The organism is Vreelandella sp. 21, assembly GCF_050995515.1.
Classification (GTDB): Bacteria; Pseudomonadota; Gammaproteobacteria; order Pseudomonadales; family Halomonadaceae; genus Vreelandella; species Vreelandella alkaliphila.
In genome coordinates, this window is record NZ_CP194673.1 from 391,317 (window position 1) to 406,049 (window position 14,733).

The window sequence follows — 14,733 nt, forward strand, 5'->3', positions numbered from 1 at the left end:
ACTGCTGGGAAAAGAGAGGTGGATATTACCGAACTGCTGGTGTTCTCGGCAAAGCAGAATGCATCTGATCGGCACCTTTCTGCTGGGCTTCTACCTATGATACGTGCTGATGGTGTTAGCCGTTGACTTAATCTACCTACTATGGAGAGCGTTGGCGTAAATCAGCAGGCGTAAATGCCACCCAGAACTCTTGGGCCACTGGCACCAGTGACGGAAGGTAAGTTGCCGGGCAGATCGTGTAAACGTTGATGGGCAAGCCAAGCAAAAGCGCCTGCTTCAATCCAGTCTTCGGGCCAGCCTAAGTCGGCGGGAGACTTAAATGTTGCATGGGGCAAGTGTGACGCGAGTCTCGCCATTAAATAGGCGTTATGTGCTCCGCCGCCGCAGGCAATTAATGTCATGCTGTCGTGGGTCGCGGGCAATTGCTGAATACCCTGGGCAACGCTTATCGCGGTCAGTTCCGCTAACGTAGTTTGCACATCGCAAGCCGTTTCGTTACCCGTTAGCTTGTTTTCTAACCAGGCCAAGTGGAATAGTTCGCGCCCGGTGCTGCGCGGCGGCGGTTGATGAAAAAAAGGCTCGTTTAGCAAGCGTTTTAGTAGCGCTTGGTCGATCTGTCCGCGAGAGGCCCAAGTGCCATTTTGGTCAAAGCGCCCGTCGTGATGCTTTGAGAACCAAGCATCTAACAGCACATTGGCGGGTCCTGTATCAAAGCCAATGGCGGGAGTGCTGGTGTCGCTGGGTAGCCACGTCAGGTTCGCAAAGCCTCCTAGGTTTAAAACAAGCTGCTCGCTTGTCTGGCGACCAAAAAGGGCTTGATGAAACGCTGGTGCAAGCGGCGCTGCCTGACCACCAGCGGCTAAGTCTCGTCGGCGAAAATCAGCCACCACCGTGCAGCCGGTTAATTCGGCCAAGAGGCTGGGGTTATCAAGCTGTAGTGTATAGGCAGGGCCGCCTTGGTGGCCGCCGGGAGCATGCTCAATTGTCTGTCCATGGCTACCAATAGCGTTAATTTGCGCTGCGGAGACCTGTTGCTGATCCAGTAGTGTTTTCACGGCACTTGCTTGTAGCTGGCAAAATTCGTTTTCGGCCGCTGCCAGCTCTGCGAAGCTCACTTGCTCGGCATGACACAGGTTGAGCAGTAGGTTATGAAGCGACTGGGGCATTGGCGACGCATGCGTAGCAATGAGCTCAGGTGGCGAGTGCGGCGTTATAGCGACCAACGCCGCATCGATGCCGTCCAGGCTGGTGCCCGACATTAAGCCAATATAATACGACGGTAAGGTAGGGTGGGGCGTTTTCATAAAGCGGCTCATCCAAAACGTAGTGAAGGCTCAACCAAGGCGATAGGGCATGGTAACATCGCCGGTTATTCGATATCTGACGCCTATATGGCACATATTACATGGAGAGAGAGGCAATGAGTGAGGTGGATCAGGCGTTAGCGCTACTGTCGCGAGGCACGCATGAAATCCTGGTAGAGGATGAGCTGAAGAAAAAGCTGGCGTCTGGCCGTAAGCTGCGTATTAAAGCAGGGTTTGACCCGACAGCACCTGATTTGCACCTTGGGCATAGTGTGCTGCTGACGAAAATGCGCCAGTTCCAGGATCTCGGGCACACCGTTATTTTCCTGATCGGGGACTTCACAGGTCGTATCGGTGATCCCACTGGCAAAAACATTACTCGTAAACCGCTCACCGAGGCCGATGTAAAAGCCAATGCCGAAACCTATAAAGAGCAGGTATTTAAAATCCTCGATCCCGAAAAGACTGAGGTGCGCTTTAATGCCGAATGGTTTGGTGAGTTAAGCGCCGCTAAAATGATTGAGTTGGCAGCGCAAAGCACGGTCGCACGGATGCTTGAGCGTGATGATTTTGAAAAGCGTTATAAAGCTAACCAATCTATCGCGATCCACGAGTTTCTCTACCCGCTCGTCCAAGGCTACGACTCAGTAGCGCTCGAGGCAGATGTTGAGTTAGGAGGGACCGATCAGAAATTTAACCTGCTAATGGGCCGCGAAATTCAAAAGCACTTCGGCCAAGAGCCTCAGGTCGTGATCACCATGCCACTGCTCGAAGGTCTGGACGGCGTGCAGAAAATGTCCAAGTCGTTGGGCAACTATGTTGGTGTCGATGAAGCGCCGGGCTCCATGTTCAATAAGCTAGTGTCTATGCCCGATAGTTTAATGTGGCGTTACTTTGAGCTGCTCTCTTTGAAATCCAACGAAGAGATCGATGCGCTCAAGCAGAACGTTGAGGCGGGGGCTAATCCGCGTGACGTGAAAATGGAGCTAGCCCGTGAGCTTATTGCCCGTTACCACGGAGACGAAGCTGCCGCTAATGCACACAAGTCGGCGGGTAATCAGCTAGCGGAAGGTGAGTTGCCGGAAGACCTACCTGAAGTAGAAGTAGATTTCGAAGGTAATGAGCAGGCGCCTATCGCGGCAGTACTCAATCGCTCTGGTCTCACTAAGAACAGTGCGCAAGCCAAAGACATGTTGAAAAACGGTAGTGTGAAAGTCGATGGGGATGTTGTTGCCCAAGACACGATGTTGGCTACGGGTAGCGCCTACGTTATCCAGGCAGGTAAGAAACGTTATGCTCGTGTGACGCTTACCTAACTTTTTCGATAACTTTCTCAAAAAACCACTTGCCAAGACGGCAGCGAATCCGTAAAGTACGCATCCGCTGCCGGGGACGCACAGCGTTGCCAGCGGTAATTGAAGGTGAAAACCTTCGGTTTGTCAGAGAGTTAGAAGAACTCATCAGCAATATACTGCGATGTCTTCCAACGCTTTTTGAAACGAGCCGCGCCAGAAAGCAACGTTATCTCGCTTTCTTCGCTCACTCGCTTCACTCACTCAAAACAGTGATTGACAAACACTAGGAAATGCGTAGAATACGCCTTCCTCGCTGAGGCAAGCCAGTTCATCGGCTAGCCAGTTACTTCTTCGGAAGTTCAGCAGTGAAAACAGCTCTTTAACAATTTGATCAGGTAATTCATGTGGGCGCTTGCCGATGAGGGTGATAAATCACCAAATATCAAGGCAAGCGGTCATGAGAACGACAGTTTTTAAACGTAAGTTTTTAAACAATAGTTGAATGAATTCGTTTGAACCTTGAGCCAAGTTTGATGCGCTTTTGTTGTTCGTAAACATTACGTTTTCGAGTGACGAGGAAGCATCACAATGATTTTAAACTGAAGAGTTTGATCATGGCTCAGATTGAACGCTGGCGGCAGGCCTAACACATGCAAGTCGAGCGGTAACAGGGGTAGCTTGCTACCCGCTGACGAGCGGCGGACGGGTGAGTAATGCATAGGAATCTGCCCGATAGTGGGGGATAACCTGGGGAAACCCAGGCTAATACCGCATACGTCCTACGGGAGAAAGGGGGCTCCGGCTCCCGCTATTGGATGAGCCTATGTCGGATTAGCTAGTTGGTGAGGTAATGGCTCACCAAGGCAACGATCCGTAGCTGGTCTGAGAGGATGATCAGCCACATCGGGACTGAGACACGGCCCGAACTCCTACGGGAGGCAGCAGTGGGGAATATTGGACAATGGGCGAAAGCCTGATCCAGCCATGCCGCGTGTGTGAAGAAGGCCTTCGGGTTGTAAAGCACTTTCAGCGAGGAAGAACGCCTAGTGGTTAATACCCATTAGGAAAGACATCACTCGCAGAAGAAGCACCGGCTAACTCCGTGCCAGCAGCCGCGGTAATACGGAGGGTGCAAGCGTTAATCGGAATTACTGGGCGTAAAGCGCGCGTAGGTGGCTTGATAAGCCGGTTGTGAAAGCCCCGGGCTCAACCTGGGAACGGCATCCGGAACTGTCAAGCTAGAGTGCAGGAGAGGAAGGTAGAATTCCCGGTGTAGCGGTGAAATGCGTAGAGATCGGGAGGAATACCAGTGGCGAAGGCGGCCTTCTGGACTGACACTGACACTGAGGTGCGAAAGCGTGGGTAGCAAACAGGATTAGATACCCTGGTAGTCCACGCCGTAAACGATGTCGACCAGCCGTTGGGTGCCTAGCGCACTTTGTGGCGAAGTTAACGCGATAAGTCGACCGCCTGGGGAGTACGGCCGCAAGGTTAAAACTCAAATGAATTGACGGGGGCCCGCACAAGCGGTGGAGCATGTGGTTTAATTCGATGCAACGCGAAGAACCTTACCTACTCTTGACATCCTGCGAACTTGTGAGAGATCACTTGGTGCCTTCGGGAACGCAGAGACAGGTGCTGCATGGCTGTCGTCAGCTCGTGTTGTGAAATGTTGGGTTAAGTCCCGTAACGAGCGCAACCCTTGTCCTTATTTGCCAGCGGGTAATGCCGGGAACTCTAAGGAGACTGCCGGTGACAAACCGGAGGAAGGTGGGGACGACGTCAAGTCATCATGGCCCTTACGAGTAGGGCTACACACGTGCTACAATGGCCGGTACAAAGGGTTGCGAGCTCGCGAGAGTCAGCTAATCCCGAAAAGCCGGTCTCAGTCCGGATCGGAGTCTGCAACTCGACTCCGTGAAGTCGGAATCGCTAGTAATCGTGAATCAGAATGTCACGGTGAATACGTTCCCGGGCCTTGTACACACCGCCCGTCACACCATGGGAGTGGACTGCACCAGAAGTGGTTAGCTTAACCTTCGGGAAAGCGATCACCACGGTGTGGTTCATGACTGGGGTGAAGTCGTAACAAGGTAGCCGTAGGGGAACCTGCGGCTGGATCACCTCCTTAAACGATGCATCATCCTCGCGGTAAGCGCTCACAATGAATTACCTGATCAGATAATAGAGCAAACGGTTTAAGCACGATCCCCTCTTGGGTCTGTAGCTCAGTTGGTTAGAGCGCACCCCTGATAAGGGTGAGGTCGGCAGTTCAAGTCTGCCCAGACCCACCAAATTTCTGTGATACTGCGTTAAAATGCTCCTCGTATAGCAGGCTATACGTCGTTGCATTTTGCCTTGTCTCACAGAAATTAATGGCAAGAGGTTAGGTCGGCAAAAAAATGGGGCCATAGCTCAGCTGGGAGAGCGCCTGCCTTGCACGCAGGAGGTCAGCGGTTCGATCCCGCTTGGCTCCACCATTATGTTGTATTTTACCAACCGTTTGTTGATATTTTGTGACCATTGATAAGACAAGCGCCGAAATTGCGTTGCCTTATCACTGTTCATCGAACAGTCGCTCTTTAACAATGTATATCATGCTGACATAAACGTTTTTTAAAACGTTTATACGTAATTGTTTTGTGATACGTCTCAAGCGTATCCGGCAATCGTTATCATTGCGAGACACCAGACTCCTTCGGGTTATAGGGTCAAGCAATGAAGCGCACACGGTGGATGCCTAGGCAGCCAGAGGCGATGAAAGACGTGGAAGCCTGCGATAAGGCTCGGCGAGGTGGCAAACAACCTGTGACCCGGGCATCTCTGAATGGGGAAACCCACTCATCATAAGATGAGTATCTTGCGCTGAATATATAGGCGTAAGAGGCGAACCAGGGGAACTGAAACATCTAAGTACCCTGAGGAAAAGAAATCAACCGAGATTCCCCTAGTAGCGGCGAGCGAACGGGGACCAGCCCTTAAGCATGTGACTGATTAGGCGAATGCGCTGGGAAGCGCGGCCATAGTGGGTGATAGCCCCGTAGTCGAAAATCTGATCATGTGAAATCGAGTAGGTCGGGGCACGAGAAACCTTGACTGAAGACGGGGGGACCATCCTCCAAGGCTAAATACTCCTGGCTGACCGATAGTGAACCAGTACCGTGAGGGAAAGGCGAAAAGAACCCCGGAGAGGGGAGTGAAATAGATCCTGAAACCGTGTGCGTACAAGCAGTAGGAGCAGACTTGTTCTGTGACTGCGTACCTTTTGTATAATGGGTCAGCGACTTATATTCAGTGGCGAGGTTAACCGTTTAGGGGAGCCGTAGGGAAACCGAGTCTTAACTGGGCGACACAGTCGCTGGATATAGACCCGAAACCGAGCGATCTATCCATGAGCAGGGTGAAGGTTGAGTAACATCAACTGGAGGCCCGAACCAGGATCTGTTGAAAAAGATTTGGATGACTTGTGGATCGGAGTGAAAGGCTAATCAAGCTCGGAGATAGCTGGTTCTCCTCGAAAGCTATTTAGGTAGCGCCTCACGTATCACCGCCGGGGGTAGAGCACTGTTTCGGCTAGGGGGTCATCCCGACTTACCAACCCGAGGCAAACTCCGAATACCGGTGAGTGCAAGCGTGGGAGACACACGGCGGGTGCTAACGTCCGTCGTGAAAAGGGAAACAACCCAGACCGTCAGCTAAGGTCCCGAAATCCTGGTTAAGTGGGAAACGATGTGGGAAGGCTCAGACAGCTAGGAGGTTGGCTTAGAAGCAGCCATCCTTTAAAGAAAGCGTAATAGCTCACTAGTCGAGTCGGCCTGCGCGGAAGATGTAACGGGGCTAAACCAGGTACCGAAGCTACGGGTTCACACTATGTGTGAGCGGTAGAGGAGCGTCGTGTAAGCCGATGAAGGTGAATTGAGAAGTTCGCTGGAGGTATCACGAGTGCGAATGCTGACATGAGTAACGATAAAGGGAGTGAAAAACTCCCTCGCCGGAAGACCAAGGGTTTCTGTTCGACGCTAATCGGAGCAGAGTGAGTCGGCCCCTAAGGCGAGGCCGAAAGGCGTAGTCGATGGGAAACAGGTCAATATTCCTGTACCGGACATGATTGCGATGGGGGGACGGAGAAGGCTAGGTGAGCCAGGCGTTGGTTGTCCTGGTGAAAGTGAGTAGGCTGGTATCTTAGGTAAATCCGGGATGCCTTAAGGCCGAGACACGAAACGAACTGACTACGGTCAGGAAGTCATTGATGCCACGCTTCCAGGAAAAGCCTCTAAGCTTCAGATCATGTGCGACCGTACCCCAAACCGACACAGGTGGTCAGGGTGAGAATCCCAAGGCGCTTGAGAGAACTCGGGTGAAGGAACTAGGCAAAATGGTGCCGTAACTTCGGGAGAAGGCACGCCGGCGTAGGGTGACGAGACTTGCTCTCTAAGCCCGAACCGGTCGAAGATACCAGGTGGCTGCAACTGTTTAGTAAAAACACAGCACTCTGCTAACGCGCAAGCGGACGTATAGGGTGTGACGCCTGCCCGGTGCCGGAAGGTTAAATGATGGTGTTAGGATTCGTCCGAAGCTCTTGATTGAAGCCCCGGTAAACGGCGGCCGTAACTATAACGGTCCTAAGGTAGCGAAATTCCTTGTCGGGTAAGTTCCGACCTGCACGAATGGCGTAATGATGGCCACGCTGTCTCCACCCGAGACTCAGTGAAATTGAAATCGCCGTGAAGATGCGGTGTACCCGCGGCTAGACGGAAAGACCCCGTGAACCTTTACTATAGCTTCACACTGGACGCTGATGTTGCCTGTGTAGGATAGCTGGGAGGCTTTGAATCTCGGACGCCAGTTCGAGGGGAGCCAACCTTGAAATACCAGCCTGGCATCATTGGCGTTCTCACTCAGGTCCGTTATCCGGATCGAGGACAGTGTGTGGTGGGTAGTTTGACTGGGGCGGTCTCCTCCCAAAGAGTAACGGAGGAGCACGAAGGTACCCTCAGCACGGTCGGACATCGTGCAGTGAGTGCAAGAGCATAAGGGTGCTTGACTGCGAGACAGACACGTCGAGCAGGTGCGAAAGCAGGTTCTAGTGATCCGGTGGTTCTGTATGGAAGGGCCATCGCTCAACGGATAAAAGGTACTCCGGGGATAACAGGCTGATACCGCCCAAGAGTTCACATCGACGGCGGTGTTTGGCACCTCGATGTCGGCTCATCACATCCTGGGGCTGAAGTCGGTCCCAAGGGTATGGCTGTTCGCCATTTAAAGTGGTACGCGAGCTGGGTTTAGAACGTCGTGAGACAGTTCGGTCCCTATCTGCCGTGGGCGTTGGATGTTTGAGAAGGGCTGCTCCTAGTACGAGAGGACCGGAGTGGACGCACCTCTGGTGTTCCGGTTGTCACGCCAGTGGCATTGCCGGGTAGCTATGTGCGGACGGGATAACCGCTGAAAGCATCTAAGCGGGAAGCCCCCTTCAAGATGAGACATCCCTGAGGCCTAGAGCCTCCTGAAGGGCCCAGCGAGACCAGCTGGTTGATAGGCACGGTGTGGAAGCGCTGCAAGGCGTTGAGCTAACGTGTACTAATGGCCCGTGAGGCTTGACCCTATAACACCCAAGGGGTCTGGTCGCAGTGATAATGAAAACCGGATACGCGCTTCCTGTCAGTGACAGGAGATGAGAGACGCCACAAAACATCGATGACACGTTCAGCATGATATACATGACCAGTTACGCCTGACGACCATAGCACGCGTGAACCACCTGATCCCATGCCGAACTCAGAAGTGAAACCGCTTAGCGCCGATGGTAGTGTGGGGTCTCCCCATGCGAGAGTAGGTCATCGTCAGGCACTTATTGAGAAACCCCGGCCATTTGGTCGGGGTTTTGCTTTTTAGGGGTCTCCCCTGGAGAGTAGCGGAGCGCCGCCCGGATCATCGTCAGGCACTTATTCAACAAGAAACCCAGCCAACCGGCTGGGTTTTTTGTTTGCGCGGAAGAAAAAAGCACCCCCTGGCCCCTATCACAAAGCGGCCACCTGCTGAAGCGTGCACCGCACGTCATTCCCGAGTGGGGTTATCGGGAATCCACCTTGACCTTGGACTGCAGCAGCCCGAAACTTCAGCCAACATGGATTCCCGCTAAGGGCCTGCGGGAATGACGAAGGCTGCGCGGAGAAGTGCATAGAACTTCCTTAAAGCAACCGTTTTAATAAATTAAATAACAGGGAGTTACTGGTCCTTGGTGGCGGAAGTGCTGCCTAGCAACTAGTATGAGCGGATACCTATCATTCAAGCAGCATCTCAGGAGGAGAGGCGATATGAGTACCCCGTTGATGAAGAAGCTTGCGGTTGCGCTACTGATGGTCATGATGATGGGCGGTCTGGCTGCCTGTGATAATCAGGGCCCTGCTGAAGAAGCAGGTGAAAATATTGATGAGAGCATGGAAGATGCGGGCGAAAGCCTAGAAGAGATGGGCGAGAATATCGAAGAGTCTGCTGAGGAGTAAGCGAGCGCCTCTTCGCCGTGTATCGATACCCTACCGATACAAAAACAGCCGCTTCTTAGCGGCTGTTTTGCGTTTTAAGACAGTCATGCTGACTGATCAGGCGTACTGCGCTTGTTGTCTTAAATGGCTATGAGCCCGGATTTTGCTCAATACCCTGTAGGTACCAGGGCGCTTGATCGCGCAGACTGCGAGTCAGGTGCCATGTTTCGTTGAACTCGGTTTGCTCGCCGTTCTCTTCCAAAATACCGTGGAAAATAACGCTGGCTTCGGCATAGCCATCGTACTCATTGATATCGCCTAGTTCAGCAAACAGGCGTACCACCTCGGTACGATTATTGGCAGGCTGCTCGGCACGCTCTTTACGTAGCAAGTTGTAAAATTCTGGCGTTACATACTCTTGAATCTGGGGCAAATCATTATTGTCCCAGGCACGTTGCAGCGTCATAAAGTGCTCTTTGGCACCGCCCAAAAAGCGCTCTTTATCGAACCAAGCTGGCGTGCTCTGTAAGCTGCTCGCCAAACTGCCAGGTGCTGCGGTGAAGCTGCTCGGTGTGTGCTGAGTCTCCTGGCGTTCACGCTGATAGCCTGCCACCGTGGCCGATGCTGGGCGTCGTTGTCGCATAAAGGCACGGAAAGCGAAGATTGCTAAGGCAACAATTCCAGCCATTAGCAATATGTCCATAAGGCGCAGCTCATCAAAGGCGCCGCCAAAGAAAAGCGCTGCTAGTAAACCTCCGGCCAGCAGGCCTCCCACCATGCCGCCCATACCACCACGACGAGCGGCAGTAGCTTGGCCTTGTTGCTGAATGCTCTGAGCTTGTTGTTGTGCCGGAGTGCTGGTGGGCTTATCCGCCGAGCGAGAAACACTACCCATACTGCTACCACCGCCTAAGCGTCGTGCTTCGGCATAGTCAACAGCGGCACTTATGCCCATGGCGCTGACCAGGAACATGGCAAAAAACTGTCGTAACATTCTGATTCTCCATGAGAGATGCAGGAATTAAGGTTATCCACCTCGGGAGAGGCGTATAGGAAATAAGCAGTGACAAGTTTACCGTGTAAGTGGGGAAACGGGTTAAGGTGTTGTTGTGTATAACGACAAAAAGAGGGTGAAAACGTGCGCTTACATCAAGCTCAAAGTTTGTTACTAATTGTCGACTTTCAAGCGGGACTTTTGCCCGTGATTGATGGAGGCGAATCAGCGATTGAAGAAGCTACCTGGTTGGCTGGTGTTGCTAATGCAGTAAAAGTACCTGTTTGGCTAACTGAACAGTATCCAGAGAGGCTCGGTGGTACTGCCCCTGCGTTATTAAATGCACTAGGCGATCATCGCATTTGGCAAAAGCATCATTTCAGCGCAATGGAAGAGACAGCGTTTGCTGAAGCGCTTGCAGAACAGGGGCTCAAGCAAGTGATCATTTGCGGCACAGAAGCTCATATCTGCGTTTTGCAAAGTGCGCTTGGCTTGTTAGAAGCGGGGTATCAAGTGTTTTGGTTGAGCGAAGCGACGGCGAGCCGTCGCAGTGATGAGGCCCGCCTTGCTCGGGAGCGCGCTTGTGCTAACGGAGCGGTGGCGGTGACAGCAGACATGGTTGCCTATGAATGGCTATATCGCTGTGATACGGCACTGTTCAAAGATGTCCACCAACGCTTTCTAAAGCCGCGCTCGCCGCGCGCTGTGACTTTTTTCTAATGAGCGCGTTCATGGACGAGCACTTTCGTTACGGGTGAACACTAATGTGTCTCCTTGAGAGGCCGCAGGATCAAACCGATACCCAGCCACGTCAAAAGCAGTGAGTTGCTCGGGATCGTTGATTTGTTGTTGGATAATCCATGCGCTCATCAAGCCGCGGGCTTTTTTTGCATAAAAACTAATGATTTTGAACGAGCCGTTTTTCTCGTCTTTGAAAACGGGGGTGATGATCCGAGCGCCTAGCTTCTTCGTATCGATCGCCTTGAAGTATTCGTTAGATGCAAGGTTGACCAGCACGTTTGAGCCACTTTCTTCAATGGCGCTATTAAGTGCTTGCGTTAACGTTGGTTTCCAATAGGCGTAAAGGTCCTTGCCAGCGTCATTGGGTAGTTTGGTGCCCATCTCCAGCCGGTAGGCTTGGATCAGGTCCAGCGGACGCAGCAAGCCGTATAGCCCGGATAGAATACGCAGATGGTGCTGGGCAAACAGGTTGTCGTCATCGCTAAAGGTGTTGGCTTCCAACCCTGTATAGACATCTCCTTGAAAGGCCTGAACTGCTGGCTTGGCATTATCCAAGGTGAACGGCGGTTGCCAGTCAGCGAAGCGGGCAGCGTTAAGGCCCGCCAATTTATCGCTGATGCCCATTAGATCGCTGAGTTGTTGTGGTGAATAATCGCGCAGAATCTCAATTAACGGTTTGCTATGGTCGAGAAAGTCGGGCTGGGTGACTTTATCGGTTGTTGAGGGTGTTTCAAAGTCTAGCGTTTTGGCGGGGGAAATAACGCTCAGCATGGCGTGCTCCTTATGCCGTGACAGAAAAAGAGGAAGAAGTAACTGATGCGATTATACCAAGCCTCGACGATGGCCGAGGCTATCGGTTTGATAGTGAAAACGTGATTAGGGGCAGGGGTTAGGCATCCGACGATGGATGTCGTCGATCGTAGTGAGTAATTCTTCATCCAGCTTAAGGCTCTCGCTGTCGAGGTTGCTTTCAAGCTGATCCATCGTGGTGGCGCCAATAATATTGCTGGTCAGGAAACGACGAGAGTTCACAAATGCCAGTGCCATTTGGGCGGGATCCAAGTCATGCTCTCTGGCCAGTTGAACGTACGCCTGTGTTGCAGCTTCTGCTTCTGGCGAGGTATAGCGTTTAAACCGCTCATAGAGCGTCAAGCGCCCTTTCGGTGGCTGCGCACCATCAAGATACTTACCTGACAGCACACCAAAGCCCAGTGGCGAGTAAGCGAGCAAGCCCACATCTTCACGGTGGGCGATCTCGGCGAGACCGACTTCAAACGTACGGTTAAGCAAGTTATAGGGATTTTGAATAGACGCGACCCTAGGCAGCCCCAACTGCTCTGATAACTGCAGCATACGCATGACTCCCCACGGCGTTTCATTAGAAAGGCCTATGGCGCGTATTTTTCCGGCATCAACAAGTTCTTTTAGTGCTGAGAGTGTTTCTTCTAGCGGCGTTGCGTCTTCTTGCTCTTCATGGGCATAGCCCAGTTGGCCAAAAAAGTTGGTTTTGCGGTCTGGCCAGTGCAATTGATAGAGATCGATATAGTCAGTGTTGAGCCGTGCAAGGCTGGTTTCAACAGCCTGATGTAGATGGTCGCGAGTCATTCTTGGACCACCACGAATATGGTCTAAGCCAGGGCCTGCGGCTTTGGTGGCAATAATGACATCGTCTCTGGCACTACGGGCTTTTAGCCAACTGCCAATATAAGACTCTGTAAGCCCTTGCGTTTCAGCCTTTGGTGGAACCGGATACATTTCAGCGGTGTCAATAAAGTTGATGCCAAAAGCGACTGCGCGATCAAGCTGCTCGTGGGCTTCTGCTTCACTATTTTGTTCGCCGAAGGTCATGGTGCCTAAACAAAGTCGGCTGACCTCCATCCCGGTTCTACCCAGTGGGCGCGTTTGCATTATCGTCTCCTCAATGAAGCGAAATTGCCTCAGGATATTCGGTGATGAACGCCGCTAATAACGGCGCGTGAGAGGCATGTTAGCGAGGCGCTACAAAAGCAGCAAATCAATAGGGTTGAGTAAGCGCAAAGGCAGGCGTATGCTTGCCAGCCCATCGACCAGCCTAGCGCTGGTTAATCGTATGGTTAGCGGTCAAATCGCAGGAACGATGGCTAGCCGAAGATCTCAACAGATAGGCAGGGTGGTTTGCCATGCCGCAGGCATCAACTTTGTTTACCCGGTTAGAGTTTCGCCTAGCCGAACAGCTGTTTCATACTCGCTGGTTATTGCCGCGTTCGCCGCGCACCCAACGTTTGACGATGCGCTTGTTTAAACGCTGTGCAGAAGCGGGGCATCCGGACGCACAGTCGATCTACGGTCACATGCTGTTTCATCGCAGCCTGTCACCGCAGGATAAGGCGCGTGGCGCGCGTTATGTGTTAGAAGCGGCTCAGGCTGGCGATATAAGATCACAGTATCAAGCAGCGCAAATTCATGAGCATGGCTGTGTTCAGTATCCGCGGCGCGAGGATTACGCGGTGACGTGGTATGCCCGAGCTGCCCAATCAGGCCATTATTTGGCCGCAGAGCGACTAGCGCGCGCCTATCGGTTAGGTGAGCTAGGCTTGGCAGTAGACGGTGAGCAAGCGGCTTATTGGCAATGCTTGGCTGATCGTCAGTCAACGACGGAAATGGCGGCAGCCTAGAAGATAAGTCAGTGGTTTGGCCGCTGAGATCAGTGAATGAGGAAATCAGTGTCCGAGACGCTACCTACAGTGCTAGATATTGAAGCGTCAGGATTTGGGCGCGGCAGCTATCCTATTGAAGTTGGCATTGCTCGTGCTGACGGTAGCTGCTGCGCATTTCTCATTCAGCCGTTGGAAGAGTGGACGCATTGGGACTCCAAAGCTGAACTTTTGCACGGAATTTCCCGAGATCGCTTACAGCGAGAAGGCTACCCTGTGCGCCAAGTGGCACAGTGGTTAAACGACGAACTGCGTGAGATAGGCAAAGCCTATAGTGATAGTTGGGGATACGATAACACCTGGTTGTCGCTGCTGTTTCACCATGCGGGAATGCTGCCGCGCTTTCGTTTAGAAGCATTACGGATTTTGCTCAGCGAAGAGCAGCAAGCACTGTGGAGTAACACAAAGGAAGCTGTCATCGCTGAACGTGGTATACACCGTCATCGCGCGGGTGACGATGCTCGTCTGTTACAACTTACTTATCAGCGTACCTTTATGCTAACTGAAGGCACTAAGCGCTGATGCTGGGAGTGTTCTTAGACGGGTCTTAAGTATTGGTTTTAAACGCTGCCCTTAAGTTCTTGCCTTTACTATATCTCTTTAATACAGCCGGTTTACGCTGAATCAAGCTGTGTTTCTAATGCAGCCAGTAGTTGGTTGGGCGTGGGCGCATCCATCAACATATCGCGTGTTGTTTGGGCCAAAAAGCCGTGGCTGACGGTACTATCCAAAAAGGTAAGCAGTGGAGCATAAAAGCCATCGGTGTCGAGTAGACCCATGGGTTTTTCGTGAAGCCCTAAATATCCCCAGGTCCAGATTTCAAACAGCTCTTCAAAGGTGCCTATGCCGCCAGGTAGGGCAATAAAAGCGTCAGCATTGGCGGCCATGGTCGCTTTGCGTTCGTGCATGTTTGGCACGCGTATAAGCTCAGTCAAGCCAAAGTGTGCTTGCTCGCGCTCAACAAGGTGATCTGGCATCACGCCAATCACTTTGCCGCCTGCATCCAGCGTCGCATTGGCGAGTGCCCCCATTAAACCAATACGTGCACCGCCATAAACAAGCGTGTGCCCGCGGTCGGCAATGGCGGTGCCAAGCGTGTTGGCGGCTTGGCGAAAAGCGGGTGTGTTCCCTTCACGCGAGCCGAGATATACACAAATTCGTGCCATGGTAAGCGTCCTTATGACAGATCAGCTGCTTATAAATGAGCGGTGAGTTATCAAGCCA

General features: G+C 52.4%; 10 protein-coding genes, 2 tRNA genes, 3 rRNA genes and 1 pseudogene. 11 read left to right on the plus strand and 5 right to left on the minus strand.

The genetic code is table 11. The features are described from left to right. Positions 1 to 18: 18 nt before the first annotated feature. A pseudogene (locus ACN06F_RS01850) lies at positions 19 to 123 on the plus strand (twitching motility protein PilT); the annotation flags it as partial. A gap of 38 nt (positions 124 to 161) precedes the next feature. Here the strand turns inward: ACN06F_RS01850 and ACN06F_RS01855 are convergent. Continuing rightward, the gene (locus tag ACN06F_RS01855; protein ID WP_433924566.1) at positions 162 to 1,304 is read right to left on the minus strand and encodes an anhydro-N-acetylmuramic acid kinase; all 1,143 of its coding nucleotides are present in this window, start codon (positions 1,302 to 1,304) and stop codon (positions 162 to 164) included. 116 nt (positions 1,305 to 1,420) lie between these two features. Between ACN06F_RS01855 and tyrS the strand changes: the two genes are divergently transcribed. From tyrS to ACN06F_RS01890, 7 genes are all read left to right on the plus strand, one after another. Then, positions 1,421 to 2,620, plus strand: a complete 1,200-nt coding sequence (gene tyrS / locus ACN06F_RS01860; RefSeq protein ID WP_038480780.1) for a tyrosine--tRNA ligase — start codon at positions 1,421 to 1,423, stop codon at positions 2,618 to 2,620. A gap of 575 nt (positions 2,621 to 3,195) precedes the next feature. Further along, positions 3,196 to 4,730 (plus strand): 16S ribosomal RNA (locus ACN06F_RS01865). A gap of 86 nt (positions 4,731 to 4,816) precedes the next feature. Next, positions 4,817 to 4,893 (plus strand) — tRNA-Ile (locus ACN06F_RS01870). 110 nt (positions 4,894 to 5,003) lie between these two features. After that, positions 5,004 to 5,079 (plus strand) — tRNA-Ala (locus tag ACN06F_RS01875). Between the two features lie 229 nt (positions 5,080 to 5,308). After that, positions 5,309 to 8,201 (plus strand): 23S ribosomal RNA (locus tag ACN06F_RS01880). A 128-nt stretch (positions 8,202 to 8,329) separates the two neighbouring features. Beyond that, positions 8,330 to 8,445 (plus strand): 5S ribosomal RNA (gene rrf, locus ACN06F_RS01885). The 16S, 23S and 5S rRNA genes sit together here with 2 tRNA genes alongside, the layout of an rRNA operon. A 468-nt stretch (positions 8,446 to 8,913) precedes the next feature. Next, on the plus strand, positions 8,914 to 9,102 hold the full coding sequence (locus ACN06F_RS01890; RefSeq protein ID WP_231658334.1) for a YybS family protein: 189 nt from the start codon (positions 8,914 to 8,916) through the stop codon (positions 9,100 to 9,102). Positions 9,103 to 9,229: 127 nt separating this feature from the next. Here the strand turns inward: ACN06F_RS01890 and ACN06F_RS01895 are convergent, their stop codons facing one another. After that, entirely contained in the window at positions 9,230 to 10,075 is an 846-nt protein-coding gene (locus ACN06F_RS01895) for a Tim44 domain-containing protein (RefSeq protein ID WP_433924567.1), read from the minus strand. 144 nt (positions 10,076 to 10,219) lie between these two features. On the opposite strand from ACN06F_RS01895, the gene ACN06F_RS01900 reads away from it, so the two are divergent. After that, a complete protein-coding gene (locus ACN06F_RS01900; RefSeq protein ID WP_231658332.1) occupies positions 10,220 to 10,795 on the plus strand; it encodes an isochorismatase family protein in 576 nt (191 codons plus the stop codon). A 9-nt stretch (positions 10,796 to 10,804) separates the two neighbouring features. Here ACN06F_RS01900 and yaaA read toward each other — a convergent pair whose 3' ends face one another. Then, entirely contained in the window at positions 10,805 to 11,587 is a 783-nt protein-coding gene (yaaA, locus tag ACN06F_RS01905) for a peroxide stress protein YaaA (RefSeq protein ID WP_433924568.1), read from the minus strand. Positions 11,588 to 11,692: 105 nt separating this feature from the next. Beyond that, the gene (locus ACN06F_RS01910) at positions 11,693 to 12,724 is read right to left on the minus strand and encodes an NADP(H)-dependent aldo-keto reductase (RefSeq protein ID WP_433924569.1); all 1,032 of its coding nucleotides are present in this window, start codon (positions 12,722 to 12,724) and stop codon (positions 11,693 to 11,695) included. A gap of 251 nt (positions 12,725 to 12,975) precedes the next feature. Here ACN06F_RS01910 and ACN06F_RS01915 point away from each other — a divergent pair, with 251 nt between their 5' ends. Next, positions 12,976 to 13,470, plus strand: a complete 495-nt coding sequence (locus ACN06F_RS01915) for a tetratricopeptide repeat protein (protein WP_172419731.1) — start codon at positions 12,976 to 12,978, stop codon at positions 13,468 to 13,470. 48 nt (positions 13,471 to 13,518) lie between these two features. Continuing rightward, positions 13,519 to 14,031, plus strand: a complete 513-nt coding sequence (locus ACN06F_RS01920; RefSeq protein ID WP_095604676.1) for a hypothetical protein — start codon at positions 13,519 to 13,521, stop codon at positions 14,029 to 14,031. Between the two features lie 92 nt (positions 14,032 to 14,123). Here the strand turns inward: ACN06F_RS01920 and ACN06F_RS01925 are convergent, their stop codons facing one another. Further along, a complete protein-coding gene (locus ACN06F_RS01925; protein WP_038480803.1) occupies positions 14,124 to 14,675 on the minus strand; it encodes a TIGR00730 family Rossman fold protein in 552 nt (183 codons plus the stop codon). Positions 14,676 to 14,733: the final 58 nt, after the last annotated feature.

Bases quoted from the DNA above. Each gene is read 5' to 3' on its own strand.
- ACN06F_RS01855 (WP_433924566.1), bottom strand. From the start codon at position 1,304: ATGAAAACGCCCCACCCTACCTTACCGTCGTATTATATTGGCTTAATG.
- tyrS (WP_038480780.1), top strand. From the start codon at position 1,421: ATGAGTGAGGTGGATCAGGCGTTAGCGCTACTGTCGCGAGGCACGCAT.
- ACN06F_RS01890 (WP_231658334.1), top strand. From the start codon at position 8,914: ATGAGTACCCCGTTGATGAAGAAGCTTGCGGTTGCGCTACTGATGGTC.
- ACN06F_RS01895 (WP_433924567.1), bottom strand. From the start codon at position 10,075: ATGTTACGACAGTTTTTTGCCATGTTCCTGGTCAGCGCCATGGGCATA.
- yaaA (WP_433924568.1), bottom strand. From the start codon at position 11,587: ATGCTGAGCGTTATTTCCCCCGCCAAAACGCTAGACTTTGAAACACCC.
- ACN06F_RS01910 (WP_433924569.1), bottom strand. From the start codon at position 12,724: ATGCAAACGCGCCCACTGGGTAGAACCGGGATGGAGGTCAGCCGACTT.
- ACN06F_RS01915 (WP_172419731.1), top strand. From the start codon at position 12,976: ATGCCGCAGGCATCAACTTTGTTTACCCGGTTAGAGTTTCGCCTAGCC.
- ACN06F_RS01925 (WP_038480803.1), bottom strand. From the start codon at position 14,675: ATGGCACGAATTTGTGTATATCTCGGCTCGCGTGAAGGGAACACACCC.